Consider the following 15,364-nt stretch of genomic DNA (forward strand, 5'->3'; position numbering starts at 1 on the left):
CCGGCGTCGCCTCCGGCACGGTTCCCGTCCATGGGACGAGAGCAGTGGAAGAAGATCTGGGTCGGATCCGCCGGGAACATGGTCGAGTGGTTCGACTGGTTCGTGTACGCGAGCTTCGCCACCTACTTCGCCGGGGCGTTCTTCCCCGAGGGCAACGACACCGCCAAACTCATGAATACCGCCGGCATCTTCGCCGTCGGGTTCTTCATGCGGCCCGTCGGCGGCTGGCTGCTCGGCCGGGTCGGTGACCGCAAGGGCCGCAAGGCCGCGCTCACCCTCACCGTCACCCTGATGTCCGCCTCCGCGCTGCTCATCGCGGTCGCGCCCACCTACTCCGTCGCGGGCTACGGCGGCGCCGCCGTCCTCCTGGTCGCCCGCCTCCTCCAGGGGCTCTCCGTCGGCGGCGAGTACGCCGCCAGCGCCACCTACCTCACCGAGGCCTCGGCCCCCGAGCACCGCGGCTTCGCCTCCAGCTTCCAGTACGTGTCGATGACCGCCGGCCAGATCCTCGGCCTCGGCCTGCTGCTCGTCCTCCAGCACACCCTGTCCACGGAGGCCCTGCACAGCTGGGGCTGGCGCGTCCCGTTCGTGCTGGGCGCGCTCGGCGCGGCCGTCGTCTTCTACCTGCGGCGCACCATGCTGGAGACCGAGGTGTACGAGACGACCGCCGACGACGGGGTCGCCGGCGACCAGAAGGGCACCCTCAAGGCCCTGTGGGCGCACAAGCGCGAGGCCTTCCTCGTCGTCGCGCTCACCATGGGCGGGACCGTGGCCTATTACACGTACACCACCTACCTCACCAAGTACCTCTCCAACTCCGCCGGCCTGCCCAAGCAGACCGCCACCCTGGTCTCCTTCTGCGCCCTCATCGTCTTCGCCTGCCTCCAGCCGCTGGCCGGCCGGCTCTCCGACCGCATCGGCCGCCGCCCGCTGCTGATCACCTTCGCGGTCGGCTCCACGGTCCTGACCGTGCCGATCCTGACGATGCTCAAGCACGCGGGCTCCTTCTGGCCGGCCCTCGGCCTCTCCCTGCTCGCCCTGGTCGTCGTCACCGGCTACACCTCGATCAACGCCTGCGTGAAGGCCGAGCTCTTCCCCACCGGCATCCGCGCCCTCGGCGTCGCCCTGCCGTACGCGATCGCCAACGCGCTCTTCGGCGGCACCGCCGAGTACGTGGCCCTGTGGTTCAAGGACGCGGGCGTCGAATCGGGCTTCTACTGGTACGTGGCGGGCTGCGCGGCGGTCTCCCTGGTCGTCTACCTCACGATGCGGGAGACCCGGGACATCGACCTGGGCCGGGTGGGTACGGCGGGCGCGGCCGTGCCCGGGCAGAACCGCGGGCCGGCCGGAGGGTCCCCCGAACGGCTGCCCGTATCGTGAGACCGCCGTCCCGTTGACCTCACACCTGTGTCAGACTTCCGGCGTGCTTGCTACCACGATGATTATCGGCAGCAGCGCGCCGGTCCGCAGTGACCACTGAACCGCGGCAATACCCCCGCGTCGGTGGACACCGTGCCCCAGACCCGCGCGCAGACCTCTCGCACCCGCGAGGGGTTTTTTCGTTTTCCGGCCCCACCCACGCCGGAAACGGACGACGCGTGAGAATGGGGGCAAGTGGATCCAGACCTTCCGGAGCCACATCCGACAGGAGCCATCACAGTCATGACCACGGAGAACGCCGAGAGCTCGCGCCTCGACGACAGCTTCCATGTCTTCGACACGACGCTGCGCGACGGGGCGCAGCGTGAAGGCATCAACCTCACCGTCGCGGACAAGCTGACCATCGCCCGGCACCTCGACGAGTTCGGCGTGGGCTTCATCGAGGGCGGCTGGCCCGGGGCCAACCCGCGCGACACGGAGTTCTTCGCCCGCGCCCAGCAGGAGATCACCTTCCGGAACGCGCAGCTCGTCGCCTTCGGCGCCACCCGCAGGCCCGGCGGCGACGCGGCCCAGGACCCGCAGGTCAAGGCCCTCCTCGACTCCGGCGCCCCGGTCGTCACCCTGGTCGCCAAGTCACACGACCGGCACGTCGAGCTGGCCCTGCGGACCACCCTCGACGAGAACCTGGAGATGGTCCGCGACACCGTCTCCCACCTGCGCTCCCAGGGCCGCCGCGTCTTCGTCGACTGCGAGCACTTCTTCGACGGCTACAAGGCCAACCCCGACTACGCCAAGGCGGTCGTCCGCGCCGCCCACGAGGCCGGCGCCGACGTCGTCATCCTCTGCGACACCAACGGCGGCATGCTGCCCGCCCAGATCCAGGCCGTCGTCGCCACCGTCCTCGCCGACACCGGCGCCCGCCTCGGCATCCACGCCCAGGACGACACCGGCTGCGCCGTCGCCAACACCCTCGCCGCCGTCGACGCGGGCGCCACCCACGTGCAGTGCACCGCGAACGGCTACGGCGAGCGGGTCGGCAACGCCAACCTCTTCCCCGTCGTCGCCGCCCTGGAGCTCAAGTACGGCAAGAAGGTGCTGCCCGAGGGCGCCCTCGCCGAGATGACCCGGATCTCGCACGCCATCGCCGAGGTCGTCAACCTCACCCCCTCCACCCACCAGCCGTACGTCGGCGTCTCCGCCTTCGCGCACAAGGCCGGGCTGCACGCCTCCGCCATCAAGGTCGACCCCGACCTCTACCAGCACATCGACCCCGAGCTGGTCGGCAACACCATGCGGATGCTGGTCTCCGACATGGCCGGCCGCGCCTCCATCGAGCTCAAGGGCAAGGAACTCGGCGTCGACCTGGGCGACGACCGCGCCCTGATCGCCCGGGTCGTCGAGCGGGTCAAGGAGCGCGAGCTCCAGGGCTACACGTACGAGGCAGCCGACGCCTCCTTCGAGCTCCTCCTGCGCGAGGAGGTCGAAGGCAGGGCCCGCCGCTACTTCCGCACCGAGTCCTGGCGCGCGATCGTCGAGGACCGCCCCGACGGCACCCACGCCAACGAGGCCACCGTGAAGCTCTGGGCCAAGGGCGAGCGGATCGTCGCCACCGCCGAGGGCAACGGCCCGGTCAACGCCCTCGACCGGGCGATGCGCCTCGCCCTGGAGCGGATCTATCCGCAGCTCGCCAAGTTCGAGCTGGTCGACTACAAGGTCCGCATCCTGGAGGGCCGCCACGGCACCGAGTCCACCACCCGCGTCCTGATCACCACCAGCGACGGCAACGGCGAGTGGTCGACCGTCGGCGTCGGCGAGAACGTCATCGCCGCCTCCTGGCAGGCCCTGGAGGACGCCTTCACCTACGGGGTGCTGCGAGCCGGAGTCGACCCCACGGAGTAGCCGGCCGGCGTCCGGAACGCCCCTCTATGTCTTGTTCGGCGCGCTTCGGGTAGCGTCGAACCATGAGGACCAGGGCGATGTCCATCGGGTCGGCCCTCGGCGGGCTGATCCTGCTGCTGCTCCTGGCCCTGGCCCCCTCCGCGGGCGCCAGGGCCACGGGGATATCCGACGCGGCCGCCGCGCTGAAACAGGGCCCGGTGTACGTCGACCCGGGCGCCGCCGACCAGCTCTCCAAGGCCCAGGCCGACGCCCTCGCCCAGAAGATCAAGGACGCCGACAAGCCGCTGTTCATCGCCGTCCTGCCCGCGAACGCGCAGTTCCCGCCCGAGAACCTGCTCGCGAACCTGCGCACCCAGACCGGCATCACCGGCCTGTACGCGGTCCGCCTCGGCGACGGCTTCGACGCCGGAGCCGACCGCTCCGTCATGTCCCAGCAGGCCGTACGGAACCTCGTCACCTCCGTGAAACAGCCCGGCGTCGACGCGGCCACCGAGCTGAACAACTTCGTCGACCAGGCCCTGCCCACCCTGCGCGGCTCCGCCCCCGCCGGCTGGGGCTCCGCCGGCACCGACGACGGCGTGCCCGTCGCCGGGCTCGTGACCCTCGGCGCCGTGGCCGCCGCCGGAGGCGCGGGCGCCTACGCCGTCGTCCGCCGCAACCGGCTCCGCAAGGAGGCCGAGGAACGCGACGCCCTCGACAAGCTGCGCGTCGTCGTCGACGAGGACATCACCGCCTTCGGCGAGGAACTCGAACGGCTCGACTTCCACCCCGCCGAAGCCGGCGCCGACGACGCCATGCGCGGCGACTACGAACGCGCCCTCGACTCGTACGACAAGGCCAAATCCCTGATGGCCGCCGCCGCCCGGCCCCACGACGTCCGCCCCGTCACCCAGGCCCTGGAGGACGGCCGCTACTCCCTCGCCGTCCTCGCCGCCCGCCGCGAGTCCCGGCCGCTCCCCGAGCGCCGCGCCCCCTGCTTCTTCGACCCGCGCCACGGGCCCTCCACCGAGGACCGCACCTGGACCCCGGCCGGCGGCGCCGCCCGCCAGGTCCCGGTCTGCGCCGCCGACGCGGCCCGCCTCGACGACGGCCTCGACCCGATGGCCCGCACGGTCGACGCGGACGGCGTACGCCGCCCGTACTGGGAGGCCGGCCCCGCCTACGGCCCCTGGGCCGGCGGCTACTTCGGCGGCGGCCTCCTCCCCGGCCTCCTGGTCGGCACCGTCCTCGGCTCGATGCTCTCCACCCCCGCCTACGCCACCGAATACGGCGGCAACGACTTCGAGGGCGGCGACTTCTCCGGAGCCGACTTCAACACCGGCGACTTCGGCGGCAGCGGCTTCGGCGGCGACGGCGGAGGCTTCGGAGGAGGCGACTTCGGCGGGGGCGGCGGCTTCGACGGCGGGGGCGGGTTCTGAGCTGACCGGACCGCGACGGCGGGCACGCCGGTAGGCTCCCCGGGCAGGCCTCGGCGTGGGCCGCCCCGATCCGGCCCGGGACGGCACCTTCGTACCCTGGAGAGATCACCATGACGCCCGTCGTCACACTTCTGCACCCCGGCAGCATGGGAGCCGCCATCGGTGCTCAACTCCGCGCGCGGGGCGTCACCGTCCTCTGGTGTCCCGAGGGACGGAGCGGCGCCACGCGCCGCCGGGCGGACGAGGCAGGCCTGGAAGGAGTGTCGCTCGGGGAGGCGGTGCGCCGGTCCGACATCGTCCTGTCCCTCTGCGCACCGGTCGGTGCGGAGGAGGTCGCGGAACGCGTCACGGCCCACGGGCTCGCGGAGGGAGCTGTGTTCGTCGAGGCGAACCCCCTCACACCGGATCGGGTGGCGGCCATCGCGGCCAGGATGAGGCCCACGACGGTGGTGGACGGCGCCGTCGTCGGCTCCCCGCCGGTAGGCGGCAAGTCACCGCTGCTCTACCTGTCGGGCCCGAGCGCGGCGGCCGGCCACGTCGCCGGGCTTTTCGACGGGACTGATGTCGAGGCCCGAGTGGTGGGTGAGGAGATCGGCCAGGCCTCCGTGCTCAAGTTGATTTACTCGGCCTACCAGAAGACCTCCCGGGTGCTCGCCGCACTGGCGTACGGCGCCGCCGACGCCTACGGAGTCACGGACGAACTCCTCGACGTGGCAGGCCGGCGCACGCGCAGCTACCTCGTGGAGACCGGCTACATTCCGAAGACCGCGGCTCGCGCGTGGCGCTGGGCCCCGGAGGTGGCGGATGCCGCCAACCTCCTGACCGCCGTGGGCCTGCCCGCCGACACCGTGCGCGCGGCGGCGGAGACCCTCGAGCGGTGGTCGCCCGAGGCCGAACGGCCGCTCGACGTCACCGAGGCACTGAGGGCTCTGAGGGACGCCGGGACCTGAGGGCGCCGATGGCGATGGTGATCGCGATCGGGAGAGCGACTACCGGACCAGCTTCCGGATCACGATGCCGACCGTCAGGGTCGTGAAGATGATCCCGCCGATCGTGAAGCACACGGCCATCGCCGTCCAGTCGTACGTCTTCGCCTCGGACGGGGCTCCCACGCCGACGTTGAGCCACAGGGCACAGGCGAACACCAACGACTTGCCCGCGGCGGACAGATCCGTCAGCCGCTGCGAGCCCAGGCCGGGCGGCGCCCCCGAAAGGCGCAGGGCGACCGCGGTCGCCAGGATGCCGCACACCAGGGCGCGGGCCGGGTTCCGGGCCCGGACGCCCCAGCCGAAGACGCCGCCCAGCAGGCCGTGGCCGACCCACCGTCGCAGCCACGGGGTCTGGGCGGCCTCACGCTGCCGGATCCGGTAGTACAGCTCGTCCGCCTCGGCCGTACGGCGCTGTCGGGCCAACGTGGTACGAACCGCTTCCAGAGAGTTGGCCGTCACCCGAGTGAACACCCGCTCCAGAAAACCGTTCACCTGGGAGGAGCGGCGGAACACCGCACTTCCCAGATCCACTTCCTGAACCGTCGAGTCGCCTGCGAGACGGAACCGTGCTGGTCCCGAAGGCATCGACAGCGCTTCGGTCACGACCGAATTGTCCAGGCCGACGACCAGCGGTGCGTCGTCCTCCGCCGTCACCCGGACGCGACGCACAGTGGACGAGCGCAGGGTCAGTTCCAACGGTTCGGGAGGGGGCGTGGAGCCGGCAGGAGGCGTGGGGCCGGGAGCGGTCCTGGCAGCGGCTCCTGTGGGTCGCTGTCGTGGCACCGCCGCCACGATCCGGCGCACCCCCTTGACCTCGATGACGCCCTGGACCTCGCTCTCTTCCAGACAGCCCGCCTCGCCCGGTACGACCATGCCGTTGATCCGGAGGAAGTCGCTGCAGTGCACCCCGATGCCTGTCAGCGGGGAGTCCAGGCGCACCCGCCGCAGTTCCACCGAGGTGGCGTCGATGTCCCGGAGGGTGAGCGAGGCGAGCCAGAGGTCGTCGAAGACGAGGGACTCGGTGACGCGGACGTGCTCCAGGTGCACATCGGGACGCCCGCGCCGACCGGACGTGGCCTGGCTGCGCATGGCCAGAGCCGCCGTCCGCAGCCCCTTGAGCCGCACGCCCCCGCGGACGGCGGCGATCTGCATCGATTCGCCGACGCGGACGTTGGTGACCTTGAGGGGGCCGCAGGAGTGCACGTCGATCACGGACGCCGTCGATTCAGTGATCGAGATCTCGCAGTTCACCGGCGCATTGCGGACCGTCAGCCGGCCGATCCTCGAGTTGGTGACGAGGATGGCATCCGCCGAGCAGTGGTCGAGGACCAGTTCCTCGATGACGCAGGAACGGACGGCGACGATCCCCGCCGCGTCGACGTGCACGAGTTCGAGTCGGTCGGCCGAGACCCGGTCGAGGTGGAGCGGTCCTTCGACGTCCCGCTGTCGCACGAGCAGGTCCCGGCCGTCCCCGGCGGTGGGGCCCATGCCCACCGCGTCCGCCAGTGCTCTGAGGTTGTTGATCACGCGATTCCCCCCGGGACCCGTTCGCACGCCATCCGCTCCGTCCATGCAGTCCACGGCGAGGGTCAGTGGCCGTGCGAGGCCTGTTCACGGAGAAACGCGACGAGTTCCCGCCCGGACCTCGGCCGCTCGGCTCCGGCGGCGACGGCCTCCGTCACGGCCGCGGCCGTCTCTTCAGGGGACCGCAGGTCGGTGCGAAGCAGGAGGTGGAACAGTGCCTCGTCCGGGTCGGCGGCCGCCAGGTCCTCAAGCGTCGCGTCCCAGACGCCCAGGCGTTCTTCTGTGTCACAGTCGCCGCGTCCCGCGGACCTGAGGGCGCATTCCTGGCGGGGGATCCAGAGCAGTACACGGAGCCATGGTTCGCCCACCGAACGCAGGAAGGTTCGCAGATGCGCGAGGCTGCCCACGTGCACCACCGGGAACCCGCCCGCCGCCCTCATCTCGTCGAGATCGGCGCGGTCCACGGCGTACGTGTTGCCGTAGCGCTCCGTCTCCAGGACGATCCGTCCGGCCGCCCGCAGCGAGCCGAGCTCCTCCTCCGTGGCCATGCGGTACCCGGCGGTCCGGCCGGAGCCCACCTTCACCTTCACCAGTTGCGCGAACCGGGTGTCGAGCACGTTCAGCGCGGCGCTGACGGTGTCCTTTCCGGCCGCGGGGGGACCGAAGAGCACCACTCCACGGGGGCCGGTCACGCCGTCACCGTTCCGAAGCGGGAGGCAAGCTCGTGCGCCGCGCTCTCCACCTGCTCCGCCAGCGGGGTGGCGGCGGTCATACGGTTGTCGATGAGGAGGTGATCCCGCACCGGACGCTGGTCCAGGGAGATCGTGGTCAGGTACTCGCGCCAGTTGGCCAGCTTCCAGGTGTCCCGGCGTGCGTTGCGTGCGGTGAGCCGCTCCTGCATCGACGATTCGTCACTGTCGACCCACAGGACCTCGGCGCCGGCGCCGGTCCGGTCGCAGCGACGGAGCAGCCGGGCGAGCCACTGCGCGTCCGCGACCTCCTTGAGGAACGGGGCGACCGCGATGACAGGCACCCCGTGCTCCACGTTCTCCCAGCAGGTCTTCATCAGGCACTCGTACTCGAGCGGTCGCACCCGCTCCCCGTACAGCGGGCTGTGCCGGTCGTCCGGGTCCCCACCGAGTGCGGTGAGAAGGGATTCCGTGAGCGGGCGCGTCAGGGTGTCCTTGTCGAGGAGCGACCAGCCGGTGGCCAGCGAGAGCAGCTTGCCCGCCTCCGACTTGCCCGACCCGGCGAATCCTGCGACCAGGACGAGCGGTACGCGCTCGATCTGCGAGGTCGCCACATGCGTCGACAAATGATCCCCCTGGCAATGTCAACAAACGGCACGCACCTGTGGTGCGGCGCTCAGAATAGCCCCAACCCTCTGTCAAGACACGTCGGTTGAGCGGCGCATGCGGCTCCCGGAAGCCTCACACCAGCGGTTTCACCGACATCAGGAGGTGGCGGTGGGTCGGGGTCGGGCCGTTGGTGAGGAGGGCGCGCTGGCCCGGGCCCAGGAGGTGGAAGTGGACCTCCGGGGCGTCCAGGGCGGTCAGGGCGTCCAGGAGGTAGCCGGGGTTGAAGGCGACCGTCAGGGTGTCCGCTCCGGTGAGGGTGGCCGGGAGGCGCTGGGAGGCGATGTCGTCCTCGTAGCCCGCCTGGAGGTGGAGCGAGGTGGGGGTGAAGGCCAGTTGGACCGGGCTGTCGCCCTCCGCGACGACCGCGACCCGCTTCACGGCCTCGGTCAGCGGGGCCCGGGCGGTGGTCGCGAGGGCGGGGTCGCCCAGGGCGAACAGCTTGTCGTGCCGGGGGAGGCGGCCGTCGAGGAGGCGGGTCGTGGTGCGCAGACCGCCGCTCTCGAAGCCGACCGAGCCGTCGTCCAGGGCGAGCCGGGCCGGGCCCGCGCCCGCCAGTGAGCGGGCGATCTCGGTGAGCCGCTTGGCCGGGACGACCACGTCGGCCGGTGTGCCGCCGCCCGCCTCCGGCTTCCATTCCAGGGTCCGGACCGCGTAGCGGTAGCGGTCGGTGGCCGCCAGCGTCATCGTCGTCCCGTCCAGCGCGAGCCGTATCCCGGTCAGCACCGGCAGCGAGTCGTCCCGGCCCGCCGCCACCGCGACCTGCCCGACCGCCGCCGCGAACGCGTCCCCGTCCACCTGGCCGCGGACCTCGGGCAGCGCGGGCGGGGCCGGGTAGTCCTCCAGGGGCAGCAGGGAGAGACCGAAGCGGGCGTCGCCCGAGGTCACCGAGAGGCGGGCGCCCTCGACGGCGAGCTCGGTGACGCCCCGGGGGAGCACCTTGCAGATGTCGAGCAGCCGCCGGCCCAGGACCAGGGCCCGGCCCTCGACGGCCGTGTCGGCCTCGACCTCGACCCGTGCCGAGGCCTCGTGGTCGAGCCCGGAGACCCGCAGCCCGCCGTCCGTCGCCTCCAGGAGCAGACCGCCGAGCACGGGCATGGGGGAGCGGGCCGGGAGGACGCGCGCGGCCCAGGCCACGGCCTCGGTCAACACGCCGCTGTCGATACGGAATTCCATGGCCCCGAAGCTAGCGGCCCCCACTGACAACGCCAGGGTCCGACCTGCGCGGTCGACGCCGAGCGCCCGCCTTCCGCTGTCGCGGAGGGCGGGCGCGCTCGTGGTGCCGGGGGTGGTTCCCCGTAGGTCAGGCGGCGTTCTTGATCGCGGAGATGTCGAAGTTCAGCTTGACCTTGTCGCTGACCATGACGCCGCCGGTCTCCAGGGCCGCGTTCCAGGTCAGGCCCCAGTCGGAGCGCAGGATCTCGGCGGAGCCCTCGAAGCCGACGCGCTCGTTGCCGTACACGTCCGTCGCGGAGCCGTTGAACTCCAGGTCGATGGCGAGCGGCTTCGTGACGTCCTTGATGGTGAGGTCGCCGGTGATCCGGTACTTGTCGCCGCCGAGCTGCTGGGCGTGCAGGGAGCGGAAGGTCATGAGCGGGAAGGTCTCGGCGTCGAAGAAGTCGCCGCTGCGGAGGTGGCCGTCGCGGTCGGCGATGCCGGTGTCGATCGAGGCGATCTTGACGTCGATGGAGGCGCTGGAGGCGTCCGGGTTGGCGCCGTCCAGCTTCAGGACGCCCTCGTGCTCGGCGAAGCTGCCGCGGACGTTGGTGACCATGGCGTGCCGGACGGTGAAGCCGATGCTGCTGTGCGCCGCGTCGATCGTGTACTCGCCGGTCAGGGCGGCCAGGGCCGGGTCCACCGGGAGGGTGGCGACGGCGACGGCGGACTCGTTGTTCTTGCGGTTGAAGAGGCCCATGACATGCTCCTTGTCGGTGTTTGTTGAAGCTTCAACGAGAATGACTGTAGCCCTATTCCGTTCAACTTTCAACATCTCCGGCAGATGTTCATCCGGATGGCGTCACGCCGACGCCGAGGCCCTCTGGCGGACGCGCGTAGACATACGGCACCATCTCCCTGCGCCACCGGTTCCACCGGTTCCGCTCGCCCCACCGGCACCACCTGCACCGCCGTTCCCCCCATCGTCACGGTCACCAGCAGGAGGCACTCCCGATGAAGCTCCGCTCCGTCCTGACCGCCCTGGCCCTCGTCCTCGGCGCGCTCTTCGCGCCCGGCGTCGGCGTCCTCACCGCCGCGGGCGAGGCCCAGGCCGTCACCAAGATCAGCCACGCCACCGCGACCTCGATGTTCCGGTCCTCCGGGATCACCTGGTCCTCGTCCGGCGGCTGTTCCGACCGCAACGTCCCGACGTGCACGTCCTTCGACCAGCTGAACCTCGCCACCGCCCAGGGCGCCCAGACCCTCAAGAGCGCCAGCGGCTGCGCGCTCAACATCACCGGCGGCACCGAGACCGGCCACGCCGGCGGCACGTACTCCCACTGGAACGGCTACAAGCTGGACTTCGGCAAGGCCACCTGCGTCACCAACTACGTGAAGAACACCTTCACGTACATCGGTGTGCGCGGCGACGGAGCCCCGCAGTGGCGCTCCGGCGCGGGCAACGTCTACGCCGACGAGGGCAACCACTGGGACGTGACCTTCTACAACTGCGGCGGCTGCTGACCCGTCGGCCGCCGAAGCGGCACCAAGACACCCCCTCCGCCGGTCACTTGGACTAACCGGAGGGGGTTGTTGGACTGGAGGGGCCCGCGCGGCGCCATCTCGTTGACGGTGCTGCCGGGGCGGGGCCAACTAGAGCGCATGTCCCTCCCCCCTTCGCGAAGAATCCGTGCGGCCTGCGCCCTCGCCGTCGCTTCCTCCGCCGTGTTCGCCCTGGCCGGGCCCGCCCTCGCCGAGGGCGGCGCCGAGGCCCGGGCCACCACGCCCCGGGCCCCCGCCGCCACGCCCCTCACGGCCGGGGCCACGGCCGAGGCCGGCCCCGTGATCGCCTCCGCCCAGCTCTCCGTGACCGTCGCCGAGGACTTCCCCCGCGTCCTCGCGTACACCGACCGCGGGACCGGCGCCCGCCTCCTCGGGAGTACGGCCCCGGTCACGCGGGTCGTCCTCAATGGCACCGACCACGCCGTCCGGGTCAAGGCGGCCCCCGTCCTCACCGCCGCCTCCGCCACGTACACCCTCACCTTCCCCGACCTGCCCGGTGTCGAGATCGACGCCCGGCTGAGCGTCGAGCGGCGGACCACCACGTTCCGGGTGACCGCCGTCCGCGACACCGAGGCCTTCCGGGTCGGCACCCTCGACATACCGGGCCACGACCTGGTCTCCGTGGGGTCCTCGGACGCCGGCGCTGCGACCGCCTTCACCCGGCTCGACCCGGACTCCACCCGTACCGCCGACGTCTTCGCCCGGATCACCGACGCGACCGCGGCCGAGGCCGCGCCGGTGGGCGCCGCCTACGCGATCGTCAACACCGGGCGGCTCGCCGCCGCCGTCGAGTCCAACTCCAGCTACGACAAGCCCACCGGGGCCTCCGCCCGCGACGGCGCCCGCTTCTGGCACCAGGCCCGCAAGCGGACCACCGACGCCGGCACCGAGACCCGCGTCGGCGTCTGGTCCGGCCAGTGGACCTACCGCGGCGAGGGCGCCCCGAAGTCCGCGAGCGGCGACGCCCTGCCCTGGGCGAAGGTCGTCGTCACCCCCGACGCCAACGCCGACGGCGCCACCGACTGGCAGGACGGCGCCGTCGCCTTCCGTACGATCGGGATCAAGGCCCCGGGCAGCGAGGACACCCCCGACCGGGTCGTCGCCCACATCCCGTTCAACTTCGCCTCGCAGGCCACGCACCCCTTCCTGCGCACCCTCGACGACGTCAAGCGGATCTCGCTCTCCACCGACGGGCTCGGCCAGTTCGCCCTGCTCAAGGGGTACGGCTCCGAGGGCCACGACTCCGCCCATCCCGACTACGGCGGCAACTACAACAAGCGGGCCGGCGGCCTCGCCGACCTCAACGTCCTCCTCAAGGAGGGCCGCAGGTGGGGCGCGGACTTCGGCGTCCACGTCAACGCCACCGAGTCGTACCCCGAGGCGAAGAACTTCAGCGAGACCCTCGTCGACAAGACCAAGCCCGGCTGGAACTGGCTCAACCAGAGCTACTACATCGACCAGCGCCGCGACATCAACAGCGGCGACCTCGCCCGCCGCTTCCAGCAGCTCCGCGACGAGACCGACCGCAACCTCTCCACCCTCTACATCGACGTCTACTACACCCACGGCTGGATCGCCGACGAGACGATGCGCGCCGTCCAGGCACAGGGCTGGAACGTCGCCACCGAGTGGTCGGACAAGTTCGAGCGGGCGTCCCTCTGGTCCCACTGGGCCAACGACCTCGACTACGGCGGCGCCACCAACAAGGGCCTCAACTCCCAGATCATCCGCTTCATCCGCAACGGCGAGAAGGACATCTGGAACAACCACCCGGTCCTCGGCCAGACCGCCCTCGTCGACTTCGAGGGCTGGACCGGCGAGACCGACTGGAACGCCTTCACCGCCAACATCTGGCAGCGCAACCTGCCCGCCAAGTACCTCCAGCAGCAGCGGATCACCCGCTGGAACGGCAACGACCTCAGCTTCACCGGCGGGATCCGCGGCACCGTCGAGGACGGCCGCCGCACCTTCTACGAGAACGGCCGCAAGGTCCTCGACGGCGACGCCTACCTGCTCCCCTGGGACGGCGGCAAGAAGCTCTACCACTACAACAAGGCCGGCGGCACGGCGAGTTGGGCCGTCCCGGCCGGGACGCGCTCGTACTCCGTGTACCGGCTCACCGACAACGGGCGGGTGAAGACCGGCACCGTCCGGCCCGCCGGCGGGAAGATCACCCTCGACGCCGTCGCCGGACAGCCCTACGTCCTGTACCCCGACCGTGCGCCCGACGAGCGCGCCCCCCGCTGGGGCCAGGGCACCCCCGTCGACGACCCCGGCTTCAACGACGCGAAGCTCAGGGACTGGACCAGGACCGGCACCGTCGTCCGCGACACCGACGAGCAGGGCCGCAACAGCGCGAAGCTCTCCGGCACCGCCCCCGCCGCGGTCCAGCAGCGGATCACCGGCCTCACCCCGGGCAAGCGGTACACCGCCTCCGCCCTCATCGAGGTCCAGCCCGGCGCCACCCGGCCCACCACCCTCACCGCCGGCGGCAGGTCCGTCACCGTCGAACGCTCCGCCCTCCAGGACCGGGTCGCCGCGTCCGACTGGAACGGCACCCGCTTCCAGCGGGCCAAGGTCACCTTCACCGCCCCGCGCCACGGCAGCACCGACCTCGGCGTCCGGGCCGCGGGCGGCAGCGCCGCCACCGTCCGGATCGACGACGTCCGGATCGTCGCCAACGACCCCGCCACCAAGCCCGGGACCCTCGTGTACGAGGACTTCGAGGCCGTCGACCAGGGCTGGGGCCCCTTCCTCAAGGGCGACTCCGGCGGTACCACCGACCCGCGCACCCACATCGCCCAGCTCCACGCCCCCTACACCCAGGCCGGCTGGAACGGAAAGCTGATCGACGACGTCATCGGCGGCGCCGAGAGCCTCAAGTCCCACGACGAGAACAGCGGACTCGTCTACCGGACCGCGCCCTGGACCGTCCCCATGCGGGGCGGCCGCACCTACCGCGTGGAGTACGACTACCGGTCAAGCCACGCGGGCGCGTACGAGTGGGTCACCGGCTACGACCGCACGGACGGCACCTCCGTGGAGACCCGCCGCACCCCGATCGGGCAGCAGCGGACCGACGGGCACTTCGCCGAGACCGTCACCGCCGGCTGCGGCGACACCTGGACCGGACTGCGCAAGCGCGGTGACGCCCCGGACGGCGCCGACTTCGTCCTCGACGCCTTCACCGTCACCGACCTCGGCCCGGCCGCCGAACCCGCCGCCTGCGGCACGCTCGGCCTCACCGCGCCCGAGACCCTGGAGCCCGGCCGCGCCAACACCGTCACCGCCACCTTCGGCAACGACGAGGCCACCGAGATCTCCGGCGCCCGGGCCGTCCTCGCCCTCCCCGAGGGCTGGACCGCCGAACCCGCCGCGCCCGTGACCCTCGGCACGGTCGCGCCGGGCGGCAAGGCCACCGCCACCTGGCAGGTGACCCCGCCGGTGGACGCGGCCTACCGCCCGTACCAACTGGGCGCCACCGTCACCTACGGGATCGGGGGAGGGGAGCGGAAGCTCACCGCCGCCACCACCGTCCGTACGCTCCCGCCGCCGCCCACCGCCGACAGCTGGGCCAGCGACCTCGACTGGACCTCGGCCACCAACGGCTGGGGCCCCGTCGAGCGCGACCTCTCCAACGGCGAGACCGGCACCGGCGACGGCTCCCCGCTGCGGATCGGGGGAGTGGCCTACGCCAAGGGCCTCGGCAGCCACGCCCCCGCCAAGGTCCGCTACTACCTGGGCGGCCGCTGCACCACCCTCACCGCCGAGGTCGGCGTGGACGACGTGCAGACCAGCCGGGGCAGCGTCCGGTTCAGTGTGCTCGCCGACGGCACGGAGAAGGTGAAGTCCCCGGTCCTCAAGGCCACGGACGCGGCCTGGCCGCTCACCGCCGACATCACCGGCGCCTCCTACGTCGACCTGGTGGTCGACGACGGCGGCGACGGCAACGGCAACGACCACGCGGACTGGGGCGACGCCCGCTTCCACTGCGGCGGCTGACCGCCCACGGGCGGGCCCGGGGGAAAGCGCTTCCCCCGGGCCCGTCGTGCTCATTGATTGCGTCGGAAACCCGGTGTTA

At 71.8% G+C, this 15,364-nt stretch carries 11 protein-coding genes; 6 read left to right on the plus strand and 5 right to left on the minus strand.

Translation table 11 applies throughout. The annotated features are described in order from the left end of the window. Nucleotides 1-30: 30 nt before the first annotated feature. The 4 genes from DEJ43_RS26115 to DEJ43_RS26135 all read left to right on the plus strand — a co-directional run bounded on the left by DEJ43_RS26115 (nucleotide 31) and on the right by DEJ43_RS26135 (nucleotide 5,647). Entirely contained in the window at nucleotides 31-1,380 is a 1,350-nt protein-coding gene (locus DEJ43_RS26115; RefSeq protein WP_015036394.1) for an MFS transporter, read from the plus strand. A gap of 282 nt (nucleotides 1,381-1,662) precedes the next feature. Further along, nucleotides 1,663-3,279: a citramalate synthase gene (gene cimA, locus DEJ43_RS26125; RefSeq protein ID WP_015036395.1), complete on the plus strand. Its 1,617-nt coding sequence runs from the start codon at nucleotides 1,663-1,665 to the stop codon at nucleotides 3,277-3,279. Nucleotides 3,280-3,341: 62 nt separating this feature from the next. Continuing rightward, nucleotides 3,342-4,697 carry a hypothetical protein gene (locus DEJ43_RS26130; protein WP_041662899.1) on the plus strand — a complete coding sequence of 452 codons (1,356 nt, stop codon included), beginning with the start codon at nucleotides 3,342-3,344 and terminating at the stop codon, nucleotides 4,695-4,697. A 110-nt stretch (nucleotides 4,698-4,807) separates the two neighbouring features. After that, nucleotides 4,808-5,647 carry an NAD(P)-dependent oxidoreductase gene (locus DEJ43_RS26135; protein WP_015036397.1) on the plus strand — a complete coding sequence of 280 codons (840 nt, stop codon included), beginning with the start codon at nucleotides 4,808-4,810 and terminating at the stop codon, nucleotides 5,645-5,647. 39 nt (nucleotides 5,648-5,686) lie between these two features. On the opposite strand, the gene DEJ43_RS26140 is transcribed toward DEJ43_RS26135, so the two are convergent. From DEJ43_RS26140 to DEJ43_RS26160, 5 genes are all read right to left on the minus strand, one after another. Continuing rightward, nucleotides 5,687-7,213 (minus strand): hypothetical protein, encoded by a 1,527-nt coding sequence (locus DEJ43_RS26140; protein ID WP_041662900.1) that lies wholly within the window; start codon nucleotides 7,211-7,213, stop codon nucleotides 5,687-5,689. Nucleotides 7,214-7,275: 62 nt separating this feature from the next. Continuing rightward, on the minus strand, nucleotides 7,276-7,902 hold the full coding sequence (locus DEJ43_RS26145; protein WP_015036399.1) for a hypothetical protein: 627 nt from the start codon (nucleotides 7,900-7,902) through the stop codon (nucleotides 7,276-7,278). Beyond that, nucleotides 7,899-8,525: a P-loop nucleotide/nucleoside kinase family protein gene (locus tag DEJ43_RS26150; RefSeq protein WP_015036400.1), complete on the minus strand. Its 627-nt coding sequence runs from the start codon at nucleotides 8,523-8,525 to the stop codon at nucleotides 7,899-7,901. Before DEJ43_RS26150 ends, DEJ43_RS26145 begins: the two co-directional genes overlap by 4 nt. Nucleotides 8,526-8,640: 115 nt before the next feature. Beyond that, nucleotides 8,641-9,741 carry a DNA polymerase III subunit beta gene (dnaN, locus tag DEJ43_RS26155; protein ID WP_041662901.1) on the minus strand — a complete coding sequence of 367 codons (1,101 nt, stop codon included), beginning with the start codon at nucleotides 9,739-9,741 and terminating at the stop codon, nucleotides 8,641-8,643. A gap of 127 nt (nucleotides 9,742-9,868) precedes the next feature. After that, complete coding sequence (locus DEJ43_RS26160; protein ID WP_015036402.1) at nucleotides 9,869-10,480, minus strand: YceI family protein; 612 nt, start codon at nucleotides 10,478-10,480, stop codon at nucleotides 9,869-9,871. A 254-nt stretch (nucleotides 10,481-10,734) separates the two neighbouring features. Here DEJ43_RS26160 and DEJ43_RS26165 point away from each other — a divergent pair, with 254 nt between their 5' ends. Then, nucleotides 10,735-11,244 (plus strand): hypothetical protein, encoded by a 510-nt coding sequence (locus DEJ43_RS26165; protein WP_015036403.1) that lies wholly within the window; start codon nucleotides 10,735-10,737, stop codon nucleotides 11,242-11,244. A gap of 138 nt (nucleotides 11,245-11,382) precedes the next feature. Further along, entirely contained in the window at nucleotides 11,383-15,285 is a 3,903-nt protein-coding gene (locus DEJ43_RS26170; protein ID WP_041662902.1) for an endo-alpha-N-acetylgalactosaminidase family protein, read from the plus strand. The last annotated feature ends 79 nt before the right edge of the window (nucleotides 15,286-15,364 follow it).

This window comes from Streptomyces venezuelae ATCC 10712 (genome assembly GCF_008639165.1).
In the GTDB taxonomy this organism is placed as follows: Bacteria; Actinomycetota; Actinomycetes; order Streptomycetales; family Streptomycetaceae; genus Streptomyces; species Streptomyces venezuelae.